Origin of the sequence: Luteibacter mycovicinus, from assembly GCF_000745235.1 — a bacterium.
Classification (GTDB): Bacteria; Pseudomonadota; Gammaproteobacteria; order Xanthomonadales; family Rhodanobacteraceae; genus Luteibacter; species Luteibacter mycovicinus.
This window is the reverse complement of record NZ_JQNL01000001.1, coordinates 3,388,715-3,405,368: the sequence shown is the minus strand read 5'-3', so window position 1 is coordinate 3,405,368 and position 16,654 is coordinate 3,388,715. Positions and strand designations below refer to the sequence as shown.

At 62.3% G+C, this 16,654-nt stretch carries 29 protein-coding genes; 1 reads left to right on the top strand and 28 read right to left on the bottom strand.

The genetic code is table 11. The annotated features are described in order from the left end of the window. The first annotated feature begins 12 nt into the window (after window positions 1-12). On the top strand, window positions 13-1,083 hold the full coding sequence (queG, locus tag FA85_RS15015) for a tRNA epoxyqueuosine(34) reductase QueG (RefSeq protein ID WP_036115422.1): 1,071 nt from the start codon (window positions 13-15) through the stop codon (window positions 1,081-1,083). 39 nt (window positions 1,084-1,122) lie between these two features. On the opposite strand, the gene FA85_RS15010 is transcribed toward queG, so the two are convergent. From FA85_RS15010 to rplC, 28 genes are all read right to left on the bottom strand, one after another. Further along, on the bottom strand, window positions 1,123-2,496 hold the full coding sequence (locus tag FA85_RS15010; RefSeq protein WP_036115425.1) for a class II 3-deoxy-7-phosphoheptulonate synthase: 1,374 nt from the start codon (window positions 2,494-2,496) through the stop codon (window positions 1,123-1,125). A 43-nt stretch (window positions 2,497-2,539) separates the two neighbouring features. Beyond that, on the bottom strand, window positions 2,540-3,040 hold the full coding sequence (locus tag FA85_RS15005; protein WP_036115428.1) for a disulfide bond formation protein B: 501 nt from the start codon (window positions 3,038-3,040) through the stop codon (window positions 2,540-2,542). A 180-nt stretch (window positions 3,041-3,220) separates the two neighbouring features. After that, the gene (rplQ, locus tag FA85_RS15000; protein WP_036115431.1) at window positions 3,221-3,607 is read right to left on the bottom strand and encodes a 50S ribosomal protein L17; all 387 of its coding nucleotides are present in this window, start codon (window positions 3,605-3,607) and stop codon (window positions 3,221-3,223) included. A gap of 210 nt (window positions 3,608-3,817) precedes the next feature. Continuing rightward, entirely contained in the window at window positions 3,818-4,816 is a 999-nt protein-coding gene (locus FA85_RS14995) for a DNA-directed RNA polymerase subunit alpha (protein WP_036115434.1), read from the bottom strand. Between the two features lie 18 nt (window positions 4,817-4,834). After that, entirely contained in the window at window positions 4,835-5,461 is a 627-nt protein-coding gene (gene rpsD, locus FA85_RS14990) for a 30S ribosomal protein S4 (RefSeq protein WP_036115436.1), read from the bottom strand. Between the two features lie 11 nt (window positions 5,462-5,472). Continuing rightward, window positions 5,473-5,859 carry a 30S ribosomal protein S11 gene (gene rpsK, locus FA85_RS14985; RefSeq protein ID WP_007513384.1) on the bottom strand — a complete coding sequence of 129 codons (387 nt, stop codon included), beginning with the start codon at window positions 5,857-5,859 and terminating at the stop codon, window positions 5,473-5,475. Between the two features lie 12 nt (window positions 5,860-5,871). Further along, complete coding sequence (gene rpsM / locus FA85_RS14980; protein ID WP_036115440.1) at window positions 5,872-6,228, bottom strand: 30S ribosomal protein S13; 357 nt, start codon at window positions 6,226-6,228, stop codon at window positions 5,872-5,874. Between the two features lie 126 nt (window positions 6,229-6,354). Continuing rightward, window positions 6,355-7,674 (bottom strand): preprotein translocase subunit SecY, encoded by a 1,320-nt coding sequence (gene secY, locus FA85_RS14975; RefSeq protein WP_036115442.1) that lies wholly within the window; start codon window positions 7,672-7,674, stop codon window positions 6,355-6,357. Between the two features lie 4 nt (window positions 7,675-7,678). Then, a complete protein-coding gene (rplO, locus tag FA85_RS14970) occupies window positions 7,679-8,110 on the bottom strand; it encodes a 50S ribosomal protein L15 (RefSeq protein ID WP_036115445.1) in 432 nt (143 codons plus the stop codon). A gap of 3 nt (window positions 8,111-8,113) precedes the next feature. Further along, on the bottom strand, window positions 8,114-8,317 hold the full coding sequence (gene rpmD / locus FA85_RS14965; RefSeq protein WP_036115449.1) for a 50S ribosomal protein L30: 204 nt from the start codon (window positions 8,315-8,317) through the stop codon (window positions 8,114-8,116). Next, on the bottom strand, window positions 8,310-8,819 hold the full coding sequence (gene rpsE / locus FA85_RS14960; RefSeq protein ID WP_029213879.1) for a 30S ribosomal protein S5: 510 nt from the start codon (window positions 8,817-8,819) through the stop codon (window positions 8,310-8,312). The genes rpmD and rpsE overlap by 8 nt, the downstream gene beginning before the upstream one ends. Window positions 8,820-8,946: 127 nt before the next feature. Next, complete coding sequence (rplR, locus tag FA85_RS14955) at window positions 8,947-9,297, bottom strand: 50S ribosomal protein L18 (RefSeq protein ID WP_036115451.1); 351 nt, start codon at window positions 9,295-9,297, stop codon at window positions 8,947-8,949. 30 nt (window positions 9,298-9,327) lie between these two features. Beyond that, a complete protein-coding gene (gene rplF / locus FA85_RS14950) occupies window positions 9,328-9,855 on the bottom strand; it encodes a 50S ribosomal protein L6 (RefSeq protein ID WP_036115453.1) in 528 nt (175 codons plus the stop codon). 11 nt (window positions 9,856-9,866) lie between these two features. After that, a complete protein-coding gene (gene rpsH / locus FA85_RS14945; RefSeq protein WP_036115455.1) occupies window positions 9,867-10,262 on the bottom strand; it encodes a 30S ribosomal protein S8 in 396 nt (131 codons plus the stop codon). Window positions 10,263-10,429: 167 nt separating this feature from the next. Continuing rightward, window positions 10,430-10,735 (bottom strand): 30S ribosomal protein S14, encoded by a 306-nt coding sequence (gene rpsN, locus FA85_RS14940; RefSeq protein ID WP_036115457.1) that lies wholly within the window; start codon window positions 10,733-10,735, stop codon window positions 10,430-10,432. Window positions 10,736-10,749: 14 nt separating this feature from the next. Continuing rightward, complete coding sequence (gene rplE / locus FA85_RS14935; protein WP_036115460.1) at window positions 10,750-11,289, bottom strand: 50S ribosomal protein L5; 540 nt, start codon at window positions 11,287-11,289, stop codon at window positions 10,750-10,752. 12 nt (window positions 11,290-11,301) lie between these two features. Next, window positions 11,302-11,613: a 50S ribosomal protein L24 gene (rplX, locus tag FA85_RS14930; RefSeq protein WP_036115464.1), complete on the bottom strand. Its 312-nt coding sequence runs from the start codon at window positions 11,611-11,613 to the stop codon at window positions 11,302-11,304. Window positions 11,614-11,626: 13 nt separating this feature from the next. Continuing rightward, window positions 11,627-11,995 (bottom strand): 50S ribosomal protein L14, encoded by a 369-nt coding sequence (rplN, locus tag FA85_RS14925; protein WP_036115467.1) that lies wholly within the window; start codon window positions 11,993-11,995, stop codon window positions 11,627-11,629. A 14-nt stretch (window positions 11,996-12,009) separates the two neighbouring features. Further along, a complete protein-coding gene (gene rpsQ / locus FA85_RS14920; protein ID WP_036115469.1) occupies window positions 12,010-12,270 on the bottom strand; it encodes a 30S ribosomal protein S17 in 261 nt (86 codons plus the stop codon). A gap of 11 nt (window positions 12,271-12,281) precedes the next feature. Beyond that, on the bottom strand, window positions 12,282-12,467 hold the full coding sequence (gene rpmC / locus FA85_RS14915; protein ID WP_036115473.1) for a 50S ribosomal protein L29: 186 nt from the start codon (window positions 12,465-12,467) through the stop codon (window positions 12,282-12,284). Continuing rightward, window positions 12,467-12,880: a 50S ribosomal protein L16 gene (gene rplP, locus FA85_RS14910; protein WP_036115475.1), complete on the bottom strand. Its 414-nt coding sequence runs from the start codon at window positions 12,878-12,880 to the stop codon at window positions 12,467-12,469. Before rplP ends, rpmC begins: the two co-directional genes overlap by 1 nt. A gap of 11 nt (window positions 12,881-12,891) precedes the next feature. Next, the gene (gene rpsC, locus FA85_RS14905) at window positions 12,892-13,614 is read right to left on the bottom strand and encodes a 30S ribosomal protein S3 (RefSeq protein WP_036115478.1); all 723 of its coding nucleotides are present in this window, start codon (window positions 13,612-13,614) and stop codon (window positions 12,892-12,894) included. Window positions 13,615-13,629: 15 nt separating this feature from the next. After that, a complete protein-coding gene (gene rplV, locus FA85_RS14900) occupies window positions 13,630-13,965 on the bottom strand; it encodes a 50S ribosomal protein L22 (protein WP_036115481.1) in 336 nt (111 codons plus the stop codon). Beyond that, window positions 13,965-14,237, bottom strand: coding sequence for a 30S ribosomal protein S19 (rpsS, locus tag FA85_RS14895; RefSeq protein WP_029213892.1), 273 nt, complete (start codon window positions 14,235-14,237; stop codon window positions 13,965-13,967). Before rpsS ends, rplV begins: the two co-directional genes overlap by 1 nt. 13 nt (window positions 14,238-14,250) lie before the next feature. Next, window positions 14,251-15,072, bottom strand: a complete 822-nt coding sequence (gene rplB, locus FA85_RS14890; RefSeq protein WP_036115484.1) for a 50S ribosomal protein L2 — start codon at window positions 15,070-15,072, stop codon at window positions 14,251-14,253. 18 nt (window positions 15,073-15,090) lie between these two features. After that, a complete protein-coding gene (gene rplW / locus FA85_RS14885; protein ID WP_036115487.1) occupies window positions 15,091-15,384 on the bottom strand; it encodes a 50S ribosomal protein L23 in 294 nt (97 codons plus the stop codon). Then, a complete protein-coding gene (rplD, locus tag FA85_RS14880; protein WP_036115490.1) occupies window positions 15,381-15,983 on the bottom strand; it encodes a 50S ribosomal protein L4 in 603 nt (200 codons plus the stop codon). The genes rplW and rplD overlap by 4 nt, the downstream gene beginning before the upstream one ends. Window positions 15,984-15,994: 11 nt before the next feature. Further along, a complete protein-coding gene (rplC, locus tag FA85_RS14875; RefSeq protein ID WP_036115493.1) occupies window positions 15,995-16,636 on the bottom strand; it encodes a 50S ribosomal protein L3 in 642 nt (213 codons plus the stop codon). Between the last annotated feature and the right edge of the window lie 18 nt (window positions 16,637-16,654).

Here is a 16,654-nt window from a genome sequence, read left to right as displayed (position 1 = left end):
TAGAATGCACGTATGCCCGCCACCACCGACACCGACTACGCCGCACTCGCCACCGACATCAAACGTTGGGCGCGCGAGCTCGGCTTCGCGGATGTCGGCATCGCGGGCACGGACCTCGGTCACGACGAGGCATATCTCGAACGCTGGCTGGCCGATGGCCATCACGGGGAGATGGACTACATGGCGCGCCACGGCACACGCCGCAGCCGCCCGGCTGAACTCGAGCCCGGCACCTTACGCGTGGTGTCCGTGCGCATGGACTACATACCGCCCGGCACGTCGAACGCCTGGGACGTGGTCAACGATGGCGAAAAGGCCTACATCGCCCGCTACGCGCTGGGGCGCGACTATCACAAGGTCATGCGCAACCGCCTGCAGAAACTGGCGGCAAAGATTGGCGAACACATCGGCGACTTCGGCTACCGGGCCTATGTGGATTCGGCACCGGTACTCGAGAAAGCGCTGGCCCGTAATGCGGGGCTCGGCTGGATCGGCAAGCACACGGTCCTGATCAACAAGCGCGCGGGCTCGTATTTTTTCCTCGGTGAGCTGTACACCGATCTGCCCCTGCCCGTCGACGAACCCGCGAGCGCGCATTGCGGCAGCTGTCGCCGGTGCATCGATATCTGCCCGACCCAGGCGATCGTGGCGCCGTATCGACTCGACGCTCGTAAGTGCATTTCATACCTGACGATCGAGCTCAAGGGCAGCATTCCCGAGGAGCTGCGCGCACCGATCGGCAATCGTGTGTTCGGCTGCGATGACTGTCAGTTGATCTGCCCGTGGAACAAGTTTGCACAGGAGGCGACGGAGCCTGATTTCGCGCCAAGGCACAGCCTCGACGGCCCCAGGCTGGTCGACCTGTTCGCCTGGAGCGAATCCGAGTTTCTATCGCGCACCGAAGGCATGGCCATCCGCCGCACGGGTTATGAAGGCTGGCTGCGTAATCTGGCCGTCGGCCTGGGCAATGCGCCTACGTCCCGGGAGGTCGTCGAGGCACTCGAGGCGCGTGCCGACGATACCTCGGCGATCGTCCGCGAGCATGTTGCCTGGGCGCGCAAACGTCATTCACCGGCGCGGTAACGAAAAAAGGCTCCGTTCCCGGAGCCTTTTTCACTGAAGTCAGGCCATGCCGCCCGACTTCCTCACGATCAACATCGCCAGCTCGAGCGACTGTTCGTAATTCAGCCGTGGATCGACCATCGACTTGTAAGCGCGATCGAGGTCCGTCTCGACCAGACCGCGCGCGCCACCGAGACACTCCGTGACGTTTTCGCCGGTGAGTTCGAGATGGACACCGCCAAGACGCGTGCCGGCGGCCGCATGGATGTCGAACGCCTGGTCGAGCTCGCCCGCGATATTGGTGAAACGACGCGTCTTGTAGCCGTTGCTGGTGCTTTCGGTGTTGCCATGCATCGGATCGGCGACCCAGAGGACGCGCCGGCCTTCGCGCTTGACCGCCTCGAGCAACGGCTGCAGCTGCGTACCGATCTTGTCGTTCCCCATTCGATGAATCAGGGTCAGACGGCCCGGCTCCTCCGTCGGATTCAGCACATCGATCAGCCGGATGAGTTCGTCCGGCTGAACCGTGGGGCCGACTTTCACGGCGATCGGGTTGCGGATGCCGCGGAAGTACTCCGTGTGAGCGCCGTCGAGTGCCGCGGTGCGCATACCGATCCACGGGTAGTGCGTCGACAGGTTGAACCAGCCGTCCTGACGCGGCACCTGGCGAGTCAGAGCTTCCTCGTAATGCAGGAGCAGCGCTTCATGCGAGGTGTAGAAGTCCACACGCGAGTAACTGGAGATCGACTGACCGGCCAGCGTTTCCATGAAACGCAGCGAGTCGCCGATGGTCGCGACCATGCGCTTGTATTCGGCAGCCAGCGGCGAGTGGTCGACCCAGGCGAGATCCCAGTATTCCGGGTGATGCAGGTCGGCAAAACCGCCGTCGATCAGGGCGCGGACGAAATTCATCGTCATCGCCGAACGCGCGTGCGCCTTGATGAAGCGCTGCGGATCCGGGCGACGCGCCTCCGGGGTGAACTCCGGGCTGTTGACCAGGTCGCCACGGAACGCCGGCAGCGTGACGCCGTCACGGGTTTCCGTGTCCGCCGAGCGCGGCTTGGCATACTGACCCGCAAAACGCCCCACCCGGAGCACCGGCTTCTTCATGCCGTGCACGAGCACGAGGCTCATCTGCAGCAGCACCTTCAGGCGGTTGGAGATGATCGGGCTGTTGCAGTCGGCGAAGCTCTCGGCGCAGTCGCCACCCTGAAGCAGGAATCGCTCGCCGTCCTGCGCCTCGGCAATGCGCTGCTTCAGCGTGAGGATTTCCCACGACGTGACCAGCGGCGGCAGTTCACCCAGCTGACCCAGGGCACGATTGAGCTCCGCCTGATCTTCATAGGTGGGCTGCTGGAGGGCGGTCCTCGACCGCCACGACCCCGGCGTCCATTCGGCGGACGGGGGAACTACGGCTTTGAGGGAGTGCTGCATGACGGCGGTGCCTTCGTAATGGCGCCTTGGCGGCGCGAGAAAATCAGCGAACGGTGCGGCGGATGGCAAGGAGAGCCCAGACGATCAGAATCACGAACCAGAGCAGGGTCCAGCCCGGCATGGGGATGCCCAGGATAGGTTCGATCCTGGCGCACTCACCCGAGCCGGTGAACGCGAGCTTGAGCATCTTCGTGAACGGAAATGCGTCGAACAGATAGCCCAGGCCGGGACCGCACGCGGGGATCTGATCGGCCGGCAGGGATTGCAGCCAGAGATGTCGGCCCGCCGTAGCGATGCCCCAGAGTCCACCCAGCGTGATGAGCGTCGCATAGACGACACGGCCTGATCGGCTCTTCGGCGAATGAAGGCCACCGATGAGGAAGAACAGACCCATCGTGCAGACGGCGATGCGCTGAAAGATGCACAGCGGGCACGGATCGAGATGCATGACGTACTGTGCGTAGAGCGCGAAGGCCATGAGGCCGGCACACACGACGAAACCCAGCAGGAAACGCGAACGGAGCGACAAGGTAGAGAGGGCCATGGGGGGTTGGTGCGTTGCGGGACACCCACGTTAACCCGATGTGCATGCCCTTGTCAGTAGGCGCGTGAAGTTTCTTTTGTAACCATAGATCAAGCACTTGCGTAGCTGACAGCCCACCGGGCATAAAAAAAGCCCCGGCAGGTTACCCGGCCGGGGCTTCTTCACTTTCAGCCGCGAGGCTTACTCGGCGTCGGCAGCCGAAGCGGCGGCCGGGCGATCCACCAGCTCGACGTACGCCATCGGAGCGTTGTCGCCCGGGCGGAAGCCGCACTTGAGGATGCGCAGGTAGCCACCGGGACGCTGCAGGTAGCGGGGACCGAGCTCGACGAACAGCTTACCGACGGCCTCTTTGTCGCGCAGACGCGCAAACGCGAGACGACGGTTGGCAACGCCATCGGTCTTGGAGAGCGTGATGAGCGGCTCAGCAATACGACGGAGTTCCTTGGCCTTGGGAAGCGTGGTGCGGATAAGCTCGTGCTTGATCAGCGACGCGGCCATGTTCTTGAACATGGCTTCGCGGTGGCTGCTCGTGCGGTTGAGCTTGCGACCGGATTTCTGGTGACGCATGGCGATAACTCTCTATGTCTGTTGTTATGAAAAGCCGGCCAGGATGAGCCGACTTCCCGCGGTTACCCGCTGATGCGAGGCTGTCATAACGCCTCGCTGTAAGAGCACGGCCTCTTTGGACCGCTTTGAAGATCCGGAGGAAGTGCGCGACGGCATCCACCGGATGGAGCAAAGAATCGGGGCGATCGAAATGCGATCGCCCCGTTTGAATCAGCCCAGCTGCATACCGTGCGACAAGCCCGGCGGCGGCCAGTTTTCGAGCTTCATGCCCAGAGCGAGACCACGCCCGCCCAGGACATCCTTGATTTCCGTCAGCGACTTCTTGCCAAGGTTCGGCGTCTTTAACAGCTCGACTTCGGTCTTCTGGACCAGGTCGCCGATGTAGTAGATGCTTTCGGCCTTGAGGCAGTTCGCGGAACGGACCGTCAGTTCGAGGTCGTCGATCGGACGCAGCAGAAGCGGGTCGAAACCGCCCTTCTCCGCCTTGGTCGAATCGCTCTCGCGGCGCGAGAAGTCGCCGAAAACCGACAGCTGATCGTTGATGATTTCAGCCGCCTTGCGGACAGCGTCTTCAGCACCGATCGTGCCGTTCGTTTCGATATCGAGCACGAGCTTATCGAGGTTGGTGCGCTGCTCGACACGAGCGGCGTCCACTTCGTAAGCGACGCGCAGGACCGGCGCGAACGACGCGTCGAGCTGCAGACGGCCGATCGGCCGCGTCTCGTCATCCGGGTGCTGGCGGGCGCTGGCCGGCTGGTAGCCGACACCGCGACGCACCTTCAGACGCATGTTCAGTGCCACATCCTTGGTGAGGTGGCAGATCACGTGATCCGGATTGACGATTTCAACGGAGTGGTCGACGGCGATATCGCCTGCCGTGACCACGCCCTTGCCCTTCTTCGACAGCGTCAGGGTGACTTCGTCACCGCTGTGCTGACGGATGGCGACATCCTTGAGGTTCAGCAGGACTTCGATCACGTCCTCCTGCAGGCCTTCCAGAGTGGTGTACTCGTGCAGTACGCCGTCGATTTCGACCTCGACGATCGCGCTGCCCGGAATCGAAGAGAGCAGCACGCGACGCAGCGCGTTGCCCAGGGTGTGACCAAAGCCACGCTCGAGCGGCTCGACCACCACCTTAGCGCGGTTCGCTCCAAGCTGCTCGACGCTGAGGCCACGAGGCCGCAGCACACTAGTTGACGAAACTGCCATGCAAGGCTCCGGTGAAGATTACTTCGAGTAAAGCTCGACGATCAGGGCTTCGTTGATGTCGGCCGGCAGATCACCGCGATCCGGCACAGCCTTGAACGTGCCTGCGAACTTCTTGCTGTCGACCTCGACCCAGGACGGACGAAGGTCCATCGTGTCGAAAACCGTCGCTGCTTCCTGGACTCGCAGCTGAGTGCGAGCCTTTTCGGTCAGCGAGACTTCGTCGCCCGGACGGACGTGGAAGGAAGGCACGTTGACCTTCTTACCATTGACCGTCACGGCCTTGTGGGCCACGAGCTGACGAGCCTGGGCGCGGGTGACCGCGAAACCCATACGGAACACGACGTTGTCGAGACGGCTTTCCAGGAGGCGCAGCAGGTTTTCACCCGTATTGCCCTTCTGGGTCGAAGCCTTGGTGTAGTAGTTGCTGAACTGACGCTCAAGCACACCATAGATGCGCTTGACCTTCTGCTTCTCACGCAGCTGGACTGCGTAATCGGAAAGACGGGCGCGCTTGTTGGCGCCATGCTGACCGGGTTTGTTTTCGAGCTTGCACTTGGAATCAAGCGCGCGGGCCGGGCTCTTAAGACCGAGGTCGGCACCTTCACGACGCGCAAGTTTGCAGGTAGCTCCACGATAACGGGCCATGGGTATGCTCCTTAGACGCGACGCTTCTTGGGGGGACGGCAGCCGTTATGCGGAATCGGCGTGACATCGATAATGTTGAGCACTTTGTAGCCCAACGCATTCAGTGAACGCACGGCCGACTCACGGCCCGGGCCGGGGCCCTTGATGCGAACTTCCACAGTTTTCACACCGTAGTCGCCTGCAGCGCGGCCGGCCTTTTCGGCGGCAACCTGGGCAGCGAACGGGGTCGACTTACGGGAGCCGCGGAAACCCGCGCCGCCTGCAGTCGCCCACGACAGGGCGTTGCCCTGACGATCGGTGATCGTGACGATGGTGTTGTTGAAAGAAGCCTGCACGTGTGCCACGGCATCCGTGACGACGCGCTTGATCTTCTTCTTGGTTTTAACCGGCTTAGCCATAATCGGTATCCGTTACTTCTTGATCGGACGACGCGGACCCTTACGGGTACGGGCGTTGGTACGCGTGCGCTGGCCGCGCACCGGCAGGCCACGACGGTGGCGCAGGCCACGGTAGCAACCCAGGTCCATCAGGCGCTTGACCGCCATGCCGACTTCGCGGCGGAGGTCACCTTCGACCGTGTACTTAGCGATTTCAGCTCGGATCTTTTCGACCTCGCCTTCGCTAAGCGACTTGATGGGCGTGGTCGGAACCACGCCTGCATCCACACAAACCTGCTTCGCCCGCGAACGGCCGATTCCGAAAATGCTCTGCAGGCCGACCCAGACATGCTTCTGGACTGGCAAATTGACACCCGCGATGCGCGCCATGATGTACTGTCTCCGATGCGTTTCGTGCGCGGTAAACGCGCAATTTTAACCTGAATTAACCTAAACGGGAAGTCCTGCGGCGCTGGGCGCCAAGGCCTCCCCTACTTGGGGGCTTATCGTCCAATCTCAGCCACGGCGGAGATTGGACTTCTTGAGCAGACTCTCGTACTGGTGGCTGACGAGATGGGCCTGGACCTGAGCCGTGAAGTCCATCACCACCACCACCACGATCAGCAGCGAAGTGCCGCCGAAATAGAACGGTACGTGCCAGGCGTTCTGCATGAACGTGGGCACCAGGCAGACCAGCACGATGTAAATCGCGCCAACACCGGTAAGCCGGGTCATGACGCCATCGATGTAGTCAGCCGTCGCGCGACCCGGACGAATACCCGGAATCAACGCGCCCGAACGCTTGAGGTTATCCGCCGTTTCCTGCGAGTTGAACACGATCGCCGTATAGAAGAAGGCGAATCCGATCACCAGCACCGCGAACACGATGTCGTGGACCGGCTCACCCGGGCTCAGCGCCGTGGTCAGCCACTGCAACCAGCGCGACTGATTGGCTGAGCCAAACCAGGTCGCGGCGGTTGCCGGAAAAAGCAGAAGGCTCGTCGCGAAGATCGGCGGAATGACGCCCGCCATGTTGATCTTCAGCGGCAGGTGCGAGGTCTGGCGCTGGAACTGGCGCTGGCTGCCCTGCTTCGCGTAGTTCACGGTGATGCGCCGCTGGGCGCGCTCCATGAACACCACGAACGCAGTCACCGCCAGGATCAGTGCCGTCACCATGAGCAACTTCAGAACCGACAGCTCACCGTTGTTCGCCATGGTCAGCGTGTGCGCGATGGCACCCGGCAGACCCGCGACGATACCGGCGAAGATCAGCATCGAGATACCGTTGCCGATACCGCGTTCCGTGATCTGCTCACCCAGCCACATCAGGAACATCGTGCCGGCGGTGAGGCCGACAACCGATGCCATGACGAAGCCGGCACCCGGCATGTAGACGACCGGACCGCTGGCGCCGACCTGCTTCTGCAGGGCGACCGCGATACCGAAAGCCTGAAATGCCGCCAGACCGACCGTGCCGAAACGCGTGTACATAGTCATCTTGCGACGACCCGACTCGCCTTCCTTACGCAGAGCCATGAGCGACGGAATGACCGAGCCCATCATCTGCACCACGATCGATGCCGAGATATACGGCACCACACCGAGCGCGAACACCGAGAAACGCGACAGCGAACCACCGGAGAACATGTTGACCATGTTCAACAGGCCGCCGCCGCCTTCCACCAGGCTCGTCATCGCCTCAGGATTCACGCCCGGAACCGGGATGAACGAACCGAGGCGGAAGACGATCAGCGCACCGATCAGGAAGAAGATGCGCTGACGCAGTTCCGTCAGTTTGCCCAGCGAGCCGAGCGTTGTGCCCTGCGCTGCAGCCACCTGATTACTCCACGCTGCCGCCGGCGGCTTCGATAGCCGCCTTGGCGCCGGCTGTCGCAAGCACGCCCGAGAGCTTGATCGCGCGATTGATTTCACCCTTCAGGACAATCTTGACCTTCTTCGCGCGGCTGGTCACGAGACCGGCGGCGTGGAGAGCGATCAGATCGATCGTGTCGGCTTCGATGACGGCGAGCTGGTACAGCATGACCTGCTGCGTGTCGGCCTTCTTCAGCGAGCGGAAGCCCACCTTCGGAAGACGACGCTGCAGCGGCATCTGGCCGCCTTCGAAACCCACGCGGTGCGTGTTACCCGCACGGGCGTGCTGACCCTTGTGACCACGGCCGGCCGTCTTGCCGAGGCCGGAGCCGATACCGCGAGCGACGCGGGTACGGGTCTTGCGAGCGCCCTTACCGGGCCTGAGATCGTTAAGACGCATGACTTACTCCTCGACCCGAACCAGGTAGTAGACCTTGTTGATAAGGCCACGGACCTGCGGGCTATCCTTCAGTTCGCGGACGTCGTTGAGCTTGCCGAGGCCGAGGGCCTTGACGCTCAGACGATGACGACCCTGCACGCCGCGCAGACCCTTGACCAGGCGCACGCGGACGGTACCGCCAGCGGCGGTTTCATTCTTCTTAGCCATTGCCGAGAACCTCTTCGATCGTCTTGCCACGCTTGGCGGCGATGCGCTTCGGCGAAGCAACGGCCTGCAGACCCTTGATCGTCGCGCGGACGAGGTTGATCGGGTTGCGCGAGCCGACAGCCTTGGCGAGCACGTCCTTCACGCCAACCACTTCGAGGACAGCGCGCATGGCGCCGCCGGCGATGACGCCGGTACCCTGCGAAGCAGGCTGCATGTAGACGCGAGCCGCACCGTGGTTGGCCTTGATGGCGTACCACAGCGTGCCGTTGTTGAGTTCGATGGACACCATGTTGCGGCGGGCGCGCTCCATGGCCTTGGAGATGGCAACCGGCACTTCACGCGCCTTGCCATAACCAAAACCGACGCGGCCTTCGCCATCGCCGACAACCGTCAGCGCGGTGAAGCTCATCTGGCGGCCACCCTTGACGGTCTTGGCCACGCGGTTGACGGCGATAAGCTTTTCAAGCATGCCGTCCGAATTTTCGCGATCTGTCGAGGACATCTCTTTTCCTGATAGCCCGGCATGGTAGTTAGCCGGGACTTCTGTTTACGGCTCGGTCGCCGCTTGGAGTTGTAGTTACAGCGGGCGGCACCGGCCCCTGAGGACCGATACCGTGGCCTGACGCCTCTTAGAACTTGAGGCCGGCCTCACGAGCCGCATCGGCCAGAGCCTTGATGCGACCGTGATAGCGGAAACCCGAGCGGTCGAACGCGACAGCTTCGATACCGGCGGCCTGGGCGCGCTCGGCAACGATGCGGCCCACCGTGGTGGCGGCTTCGATGTTCTTCTTGCTCTTGAGACCTTCGGCAACCGAGCTCTGCACGGTCGAGGCGGCTGCCACGACGGTGCCGTTCGGCGCGAAGACCTGGGCGTAGATGTGCTGACCGGTGCGGTGCACGCTCAGGCGGGCGACGGCGAGCTCACGGATGTGGGCACGGGTCGACTTGGCGCGGCGCAGGCGGGATGTATTCTTGTTCATCGTCTGGTCTCCAGAAAGCGGATAGGCCGATTAGGCCTTCTTGGCTTCCTTCAGGATGATCTTCTCGCCGGCGTAGCGAACGCCCTTGCCCTTGTAGGGCTCCGGCGAACGGAAAGCACGGATCTTGGCGGCCGTCTGGCCCACGAGCTGCTTGTCGGCACCCTTGATAAGGATTTCCGTCTGCGTCGGGACTTCGATGGTGATGCCTTCCGGCGCGTCGAACACGACCGGGTGCGAGAAGCCGAGGGAAAGGTTTACGGCCTTGCCTGCCAGCTGCGCGCGGTAACCGACGCCGACGAGCTCGAGCTTCTTCTCGAAGCCGCTGGCCACGCCAGTCACCATGTTGGCGATGATCGCGCGGGCGGTGCCGCCGAACTTGTCGTCTGCACCGTCGGCCAGAACGATCGTAAGGACGCCATTGTCCTGCGAGAGCGAGACGCCCGGCAGCTCGTGGGTCGTCAGGGTGCCCTTCGGGCCCTTGACCGAGACCGTGCCATTGGCGACGGAGACTTCAACGCCCTTCGGGAGGGTGATGGGGAGCTTGGCTACGCGTGACATATCGGGACTCCTTACGCCACCTGGCCGATGACTTCGCCGCCCAGACCCTTCGAACGGGCCTGCGCGTCGGTCAGGAGACCGGCGGAAGTCGAGATGATCGAGATACCCAGGCCACCGAGGACCTTCGGCAGCTCGTCCTTGCCGCGGTAGACGCGGAGACCGGAACGGCTGACACGGGAAATGGTTTCAATGGCCGGACGGCCTTCGAAATACTTGAGCTTGATCTCGAGGACCGGCTTGCCCGCTTCGTCAGCGGTACGGGCGTCGAGGATGTAGCCTTCGTTCTGAAGAAGCTTGGCCAGGGCCAGCTTCACTTTCGACGACGGCATACGTACAACCGCTTTGCCAGACGCCTGGCCGTTGCGGATGCGCGTAAACAGATCGGCGATGGGATCAGTCATGCTCATAAGAAAAACCCTTGAGAGTACCGATATCCGTATGACCGGAAATCTTAAATTGTAGTGCCGACAAATCGTCGGTCTGCATTGCGCAGACCGACGACTATAGCAGCATGAGGCGGCCTGGACAAGTTTTGTCCAGGACCACCCTCCCCCGCCGGAGCGGAGGCTGTTTTTTACCAGCTAGCCTTGCGCAGACCCGGGACGTCACCACGCATGGTGGCTTCGCGGAGCTTGTTGCGGCCGAGGCCGAACTTGCTGTAAACGCCACGCGGGCGGCCAGTCAGTGCGCAGCGGTTACGCTGGCGCGACGGGCTCGCATCACGGGGAAGCTTCTGCAGCTTCGTCTGGGCTTCCATCTTCTCGTCGTACGAAGCGGTCGCGCTCAGAACGATCGCCTTGTATTCCGCACGCTTGGCAGCGTACTTCTTGACGAGCTTGGTGCGCTTGAGGTCGCGCTCGACCATCGAGGTCTTGGCCATGTTCTACCTGTTGATCAGTTGCGGAACGGGAAGCTGAAAGCTTCCAGCAGCGCCTTGGCTTCTTCGTCGGTCTTCGCGGTCGTGGTGATGGAGATATCCATACCGCGCAGCGCGTCAACCTGATCGAAGTCGATTTCCGGGAAAATGATCTGTTCCTTGACGCCGAAGTTGTAGTTACCACGGCCATCGAAGGCACGGCCCGAGACACCACGGAAGTCGCGCGTACGCGGCAGCGAGATGTTGATCAGGCGGTCCAGGAATTCCCACATCTGGGCACGACGCAGCGTGACCTTGCAACCGATCGGCCAGCCATCGCGGATCTTGAACGAAGCGACCGACACGCGGGCCTTCGTCGTGATCGGCTTCTGACCGGCGATCTTCGTCATGTCGGCAACGGCGTTATCGAGGATCTTCTTGTTACCGGCAGCTTCGCCGACGCCCATGTTGAGCGTGATCTTCGTAATGCGCGGAACCTGCATCACATTCTGGTAACCGAAGCGCTCAGTGAGCTTCTGCATTACCGACTCTTTGTAAAACGTTTCAAGACGGGTCATGACTTCGGTTCCTTACGCGTCGACTACTTCGCCGGAGCGGAACACGCGCACCTTGCGCCCGTCCTCGAGCGTCTTGGTGCCAGCGCGCTCGCCCTTGTTCGTGGCGGAGTTGAAGAGCTGTACATTGGAGATATGGATCGAGGCCTCACGCTCGACGATCCCACCCGGCTGGTTGGCCTGGGGGTTCGGCTTGGTGTGGCGCTTGACCAGGTTGACGTTCGAGACGACAACGCGGTCGCCATCGACGCGCAGCACGTCGCCGCGCTGCCCCTTGTTCTTGCCGGTGATGACGACGACGTTGTCACCCTTGCGGATACGGTTCATGTCTGGCCTCCGCTCAGAGCACTTCGGGCGCGAGCGAGACGATCTTCATGAACTTCTCGTTGCGCAGCTCGCGGGTAACCGGCCCGAAAATACGGGTGCCGATCGGCTCGAGCTTATTGTTGAGGAGGACGGCCGCGTTACCGTCGAAACGGATAACGGAACCGTCAGCGCGGCGCACACCCTTGGCGGTACGAACCACCACGGCGTTGTACACCTCACCCTTCTTGACCTTACCGCGAGGAATGGCGTCCTTGATGGTCACCTTGATCACATCACCGACGCTGGCGTAACGGCGCTTCGAGCCGCCCAGCACCTTGATGCACATCATTTCCTTCGCACCGCTGTTGTCCGCTGCGGAAAGCGAGCTTTGCACCTGAATCATGGCTGCTCTTCTCCTTAGACTTCAGCGCGCGTGACGATTTCGACCACGCGGTGATGTTTGGTCTTCGACAGCGGACGGCATTCCGCGATCCGCACCAGGTCGCCCTCGTTCGCACCGGTCTCGTCATGTGCGTGGAGCTTCGTGGAGCGGCGGATGATCTTGCCGAGCAGCGGATGCTGCACCTGACGCTCGATCAGAACCGTTACGGTATGGTCCATCTTGTTGCTGATGACACGACCCGTGAGGGTGCGCGCCGTCTTCGTGTTATCACTCATGTCCGCCGTCCTTACTTCTTAGCGCCGAGCACGAACTTCGTGCGGGCGATGTCACGCCGAACGCGGCGCAGCTGGTGCGGCTGAGTGAGCTGACCGGAGCCCTTCTGCATGCGCAGATTGAACTGCTCCTTGCGAAGGTCCAGCAGATCCTGCTTAAGCTCTTCCGCCGACTTCTGATTGATATCTTTGCTGGCCATTACATCACCGCCCTGGAGACGAACTGGGTCTGGACGGACAGCTTTGCTGCGGCCAGACGGAACGCTTCGCGTGCCGTCGTCTCGTCGACACCTTCGATTTCATAAAGCATGCGACCGGGCTGGATCGGAGCGACCCAGAACTCGACGCTACCCTTACCGGCGCCCATTCGAACTTCGATCGGCTTGCGGGTGATCGGCTTGTCCGGGAAGACCCGGATCCAAAGCTTGCCGCCACGCTTGACGAAACGCGTGATGCAACGACGGGCCGCTTCGATCTGACGTGCGGTCAGCTGACCGTGCGTCGTCGCCTTGAGGCCGTACTCGCCGAAGCTCACGAGATTGGAGTTGAACGCCAGGCCGTCATTGCGGCCCTTGAACTGCTTGCGGAACTTAGTGCGCTTAGGTTGCAACATGGCAACGCTCCTTACTTGGCCGTCCGCTCGCGGCGGTTTTCACCACCGTCGCGGCGCGACTGCTGAGGCTGCTGTTCTTCCTTCGACTCGGCCGTAGCTGCCGCCAGATCGAAGATCTCGCCCTTATAGACCCATACCTTGACACCGATGATGCCGTACTGGGTCTTGGCTTCGGCGGTGCCGTAGTCGATGTCCGCACGCAGCGTGTGCAGCGGAACGCGACCTTCACGGGCCCACTCGGAGCGAGCGATCTCGGCGCCATTCAGACGGCCGGAGACGTTGATCTTGATGCCCAGGGCACCGAGGCGCATCGCGTTACCAACCGAGCGCTTCATGGCGCGGCGGAACATGATGCGACGCTCGAGCTGCTGAGCGATCGATTCAGCGACGAGCTGGGCATCGAGCTCCGGCTTACGGACTTCGCTGACGTTGATGTGCGTCGGGACGCCCATCATGTCGGTGACTTCCTTACGCAGCTTCTCGATGTCCTCACCCTTCTTGCCGATCACCACGCCCGGACGGGCGGTGTGGATCGTCACGCGGGCGGTCTTGGCCGGGCGCTCGATCTGGATCTTCGAGATACCCGCGGCGGCGAGCTTCTTGCGGAGCATCTCACGGACCTTCAGGTCCGCTGCGAGATACACAGCATACTCACCCTTGTTTGCGTACCACTTCGAGTTCCAGTCCTTGGCAATGCCGAGGCGGATACCGGTGGGATGAACTTTATGACCCATCGTCTCTTACCCCAGTCAGTTGCCAACAACCACAGTGATGTGGCTGGTGCGCTTCAGGATGCGCGAACCGCGGCCTTTGGCGCGGGCGTACATACGCTTCATCGCCGGACCTTCGTCGACGAAGATGCGTGCGACCTTCAGCTCGTCGACGTCGGCACCGAGATTGTTCTCGGCATTGGCGACGGCGGAGAGCAGCACCTTGCGAACAAGGTGAGCGGCCTTCTTGTTGGTAAAGGCGAGCACGTCGCTGGCTCGGCCCACGGGCAAACCGCGGACCAGGTCAGCCACCAGGCGTGCCTTCTGCGCCGAGATGCGGGCGCTGCGCAGGATCGCTTTGGCTTCGGTGCTCATCACTTGCCCTTCTTGTCGCCGGCGTGGCCCTTGTACGTGCGGGTCACCGCGAACTCGCCGAGCTTGTGCCCGACCATGTTCTCGTTGATCAACACAGGCACATGCTGGCGGCCGTTGTGGATGGCGATGGTCAGACCGACCATCTCCGGCAGGATCATCGAACGACGCGACCAGGTCTTGATCGGACGCTTGTTATTGGCGGAAACGGCGGCTTCCACCTTTTTCACGAGGTGCAGGTCGACGAACGGACCTTTTTTTAGAGAGCGCGGCATGATCGTTTCCTAATTACTTGCGACGACGCACGATGAACTGTTCGGTGCGCTTGTTGTTGCGCGTCTTGTAGCCCTTGGTCGGCGTGCCCCACGGCGAGACCGGATGACGGCCACCGGAGGTCTTGCCTTCACCACCGCCATGCGGATGGTCGACCGGGTTCATGACGACGCCGCGGACGGTCGGACGAATACCTGCCCAACGCTTCTTACCGGCCTTGCCGAGCTTGCGCAGGCTGTGTTCGGAGTTGCCGACTTCACCGATGGTGGCGCGGCATTCAACCGGGACGCGACGCATTTCGCCGGAGCGAAGACGCAGCGTGGCATAGCCCTGCTCGCGAGCGACCAGCTGGACCGAAGCGCCGGCGGAGCGTGCGATCTGCGCACCCTTGCCCGGCTTCATCTCGATGCAGTGGATCGTGGAACCGACCGGGATCGAACGAAGCGGCAGGCAGTTGCCCGGCTTGATCGGGGAGTCGGAACCCGACACGAGACGATCGCCAACCGCCACGCCCTTCGGCGCGATGATGTAGCGGCGCTCGCCGTCGGCGTAGCACAGCAGCGCGATGTGCGCGGTGCGGTTCGGATCGTATTCAAGACGCTCGACAACGGCGGCAATGCCTTCCTTGTCGCGCTTGAAGTCGATGATGCGGTACGCCTGCTTGTGACCGCCGCCGCGATGACGGGTGGTGATGCGACCGTAATGGTTGCGACCGCCGGTCTTCGACTGCGATTCGGTCAGGGGCGCGTAAGGAGCGCCCTTGTACAGACCTTCGGTCCGCACGCTGACAGCGTCGCGGCGGCCCGGGGAGGTCGGCTTGTGAGTGATCAGTGCCATCTCAATTCAACTCCTGGCTCAGGCCTTGGCCGACACGTCGATCGTATGACCGTCGGCGAGGCGCACGTAGGCCTTACGCTTGCCCTGGCGGTTGCCAGTGCGGAAGCGGAACGACTTGACCTTGCCCTTCGTGTTAACGAGGTTCACATCCAGGACTTTGACGTCGAAGAGATGTTCCACCGCTGCACGGACATCGGCCTTGGTCGCCTCAGGCGCCACGACGAAAACGTACTGGTTATTCTCAGCAAGGCGAGCCGACTTCTCGGAGATGTGCGGCGCGCGAAGCGTATTAAGCGTGCGTTCGGTGCTCATGCGAGCCACTCCTCGACCTTCTTGACCGCGTCCACCGTCATGACGACGTAGTCGCTACCGACCAGGCTGACCGGATTCAGGGCCAGCACGTCGACGACGTGGATGTACGGAATGTTGCGAGCGGACAGGTACAGCGCTTCAGTGGCGTCTTCCGACACCAGCAGCACGCGACCCTTGACTTCGAGCTCGGCCAGCTTGGCGATCATGCCCTTGGTGCTCGGGGCTTCCATCGACAGCTCGGACACGACCTTCAGGCGATCCTGACGGTTGAGTTCGGCGACGATCGAACGGATCGCGACGCGGTAAGCCTTGCGGTTGACCTTCTGCTCGAAGCTGCGCGGCTTGGCCGCGAACGTCACACCACCGCCGACAAAGATCGGGGCGCGGTAATCGCCGTGGCGTGCGCCGCCACCCTTCTGCTTCTTGAACTTCTTGGTCGTACCGGACATCTGACCGCGAGACAGCTGAGCCTTCGTGCCGGCACGGCCAGCCGCCTGATAGGCGGTGACGACCTGATGCACGAGGGCCTTCTTGTACTCGCCGCCGAACACGTCGTCCGACACGGTGAGCGCCTTGGCGCCAATAACGTTGAGTTCCATGGCGTCTCTCCTCAGCCCTTGGTCGTCGGGCGGATCACGACATCACCACCCGGCGCGCCCGGGACTGCGCCCTTGACTGCGATGAGGTGACGCTCGGAATCGACCTTGACCACTTCGAGGCCCTGCTGGGTGCGGTTGACCGCGCCCATGTGGCCCGACATCTTCTTACCAGGGAACACGCGGCCCGGCGTCTGACGCTGACCGATCGAGCCAGGGGCGCGATGCGACAGCGAGTTACCGTGCGTGGCGTCGCCCATCTTGAAGTGGTGACGCTTGATGGTGCCCTGGAAACCCTTACCCTTCGACACGCCGGCGACGTCGACCGTCTGACCGACAGTGAACACGTCGTCAGCCTTGATCTCGGTGCCGATCGCGTACTTGCCTGCGTCTTCCGCGGAAACGCGGAACTCCCACAGACCGCGGCCGGGCTCGACCTTGGCGTTAGCGTAGTGACCCTTCAGCGGCGAGGTGAGGAGCGAGGCGCGCTTGGCACCCGTCGTCACCTGCACGGCGCTGTAGCCGTCGTTTTCTTCGGTCTTCACCTGCGTCACACGATTCGGGGTCGCTTCAATCAGCGTCACCGGAATCGAGCGGCCGTCTTCGGTGAAGAGCCGGCTCATGCCGCACTTGCGGCCAACCAGTCCGATACTCATCTTCGTATCCTTTTATCC

Bases quoted from the DNA above. Each gene is read 5' to 3' on its own strand.
- queG (WP_036115422.1), top strand. From the start codon at position 13: ATGCCCGCCACCACCGACACCGACTACGCCGCACTCGCCACCGACATC.
- FA85_RS15010 (WP_036115425.1), bottom strand. From the start codon at position 2,496: ATGCAGCACTCCCTCAAAGCCGTAGTTCCCCCGTCCGCCGAATGGACG.
- FA85_RS15005 (WP_036115428.1), bottom strand. From the start codon at position 3,040: ATGGCCCTCTCTACCTTGTCGCTCCGTTCGCGTTTCCTGCTGGGTTTC.
- rplQ (WP_036115431.1), bottom strand. From the start codon at position 3,607: ATGCGTCACCAGAAATCCGGTCGCAAGCTCAACCGCACGAGCAGCCAC.
- FA85_RS14995 (WP_036115434.1), bottom strand. From the start codon at position 4,816: ATGGCAGTTTCGTCAACTAGTGTGCTGCGGCCTCGTGGCCTCAGCGTC.
- rpsD (WP_036115436.1), bottom strand. From the start codon at position 5,461: ATGGCCCGTTATCGTGGAGCTACCTGCAAACTTGCGCGTCGTGAAGGT.
- rpsK (WP_007513384.1), bottom strand. From the start codon at position 5,859: ATGGCTAAGCCGGTTAAAACCAAGAAGAAGATCAAGCGCGTCGTCACG.
- rpsM (WP_036115440.1), bottom strand. From the start codon at position 6,228: ATGGCGCGCATCGCGGGTGTCAATTTGCCAGTCCAGAAGCATGTCTGG.
- rplO (WP_036115445.1), bottom strand. From the start codon at position 8,110: ATGCGTCTTAACGATCTCAGGCCCGGTAAGGGCGCTCGCAAGACCCGT.
- rpmD (WP_036115449.1), bottom strand. From the start codon at position 8,317: ATGGCTAAGAAGAATGAAACCGCCGCTGGCGGTACCGTCCGCGTGCGC.
- rpsE (WP_029213879.1), bottom strand. From the start codon at position 8,819: ATGTCCTCGACAGATCGCGAAAATTCGGACGGCATGCTTGAAAAGCTT.
- rplR (WP_036115451.1), bottom strand. From the start codon at position 9,297: ATGAACAAGAATACATCCCGCCTGCGCCGCGCCAAGTCGACCCGTGCC.
- rplF (WP_036115453.1), bottom strand. From the start codon at position 9,855: ATGTCACGCGTAGCCAAGCTCCCCATCACCCTCCCGAAGGGCGTTGAA.
- rpsH (WP_036115455.1), bottom strand. From the start codon at position 10,262: ATGAGCATGACTGATCCCATCGCCGATCTGTTTACGCGCATCCGCAAC.
- rpsN (WP_036115457.1), bottom strand. From the start codon at position 10,735: ATGGCCAAGACCTCGATGGTCGAGCGCGACCTCAAGCGCACCAAGCTC.
- rplE (WP_036115460.1), bottom strand. From the start codon at position 11,289: ATGACCCGTCTTGAAACGTTTTACAAAGAGTCGGTAATGCAGAAGCTC.
- rplX (WP_036115464.1), bottom strand. From the start codon at position 11,613: ATGAACCGTATCCGCAAGGGTGACAACGTCGTCGTCATCACCGGCAAG.
- rplN (WP_036115467.1), bottom strand. From the start codon at position 11,995: ATGATTCAGGTGCAAAGCTCGCTTTCCGCAGCGGACAACAGCGGTGCG.
- rpsQ (WP_036115469.1), bottom strand. From the start codon at position 12,270: ATGAGTGATAACACGAAGACGGCGCGCACCCTCACGGGTCGTGTCATC.
- rpmC (WP_036115473.1), bottom strand. From the start codon at position 12,467: ATGGCCAGCAAAGATATCAATCAGAAGTCGGCGGAAGAGCTTAAGCAG.
- rplP (WP_036115475.1), bottom strand. From the start codon at position 12,880: ATGTTGCAACCTAAGCGCACTAAGTTCCGCAAGCAGTTCAAGGGCCGC.
- rpsC (WP_036115478.1), bottom strand. From the start codon at position 13,614: ATGGGTCATAAAGTTCATCCCACCGGTATCCGCCTCGGCATTGCCAAG.
- rplV (WP_036115481.1), bottom strand. From the start codon at position 13,965: ATGAGCACCGAAGCCAAAGCGATCCTGCGCAGCGCCCGCATCTCGGCG.
- rpsS (WP_029213892.1), bottom strand. From the start codon at position 14,237: ATGCCGCGCTCTCTAAAAAAAGGTCCGTTCGTCGACCTGCACCTCGTG.
- rplB (WP_036115484.1), bottom strand. From the start codon at position 15,072: ATGGCACTGATCACTCACAAGCCGACCTCCCCGGGCCGCCGCGACGCT.
- rplW (WP_036115487.1), bottom strand. From the start codon at position 15,384: ATGAGCACCGAACGCACGCTTAATACGCTTCGCGCGCCGCACATCTCC.
- rplD (WP_036115490.1), bottom strand. From the start codon at position 15,983: ATGGAACTCAACGTTATTGGCGCCAAGGCGCTCACCGTGTCGGACGAC.
- rplC (WP_036115493.1), bottom strand. From the start codon at position 16,636: ATGAGTATCGGACTGGTTGGCCGCAAGTGCGGCATGAGCCGGCTCTTC.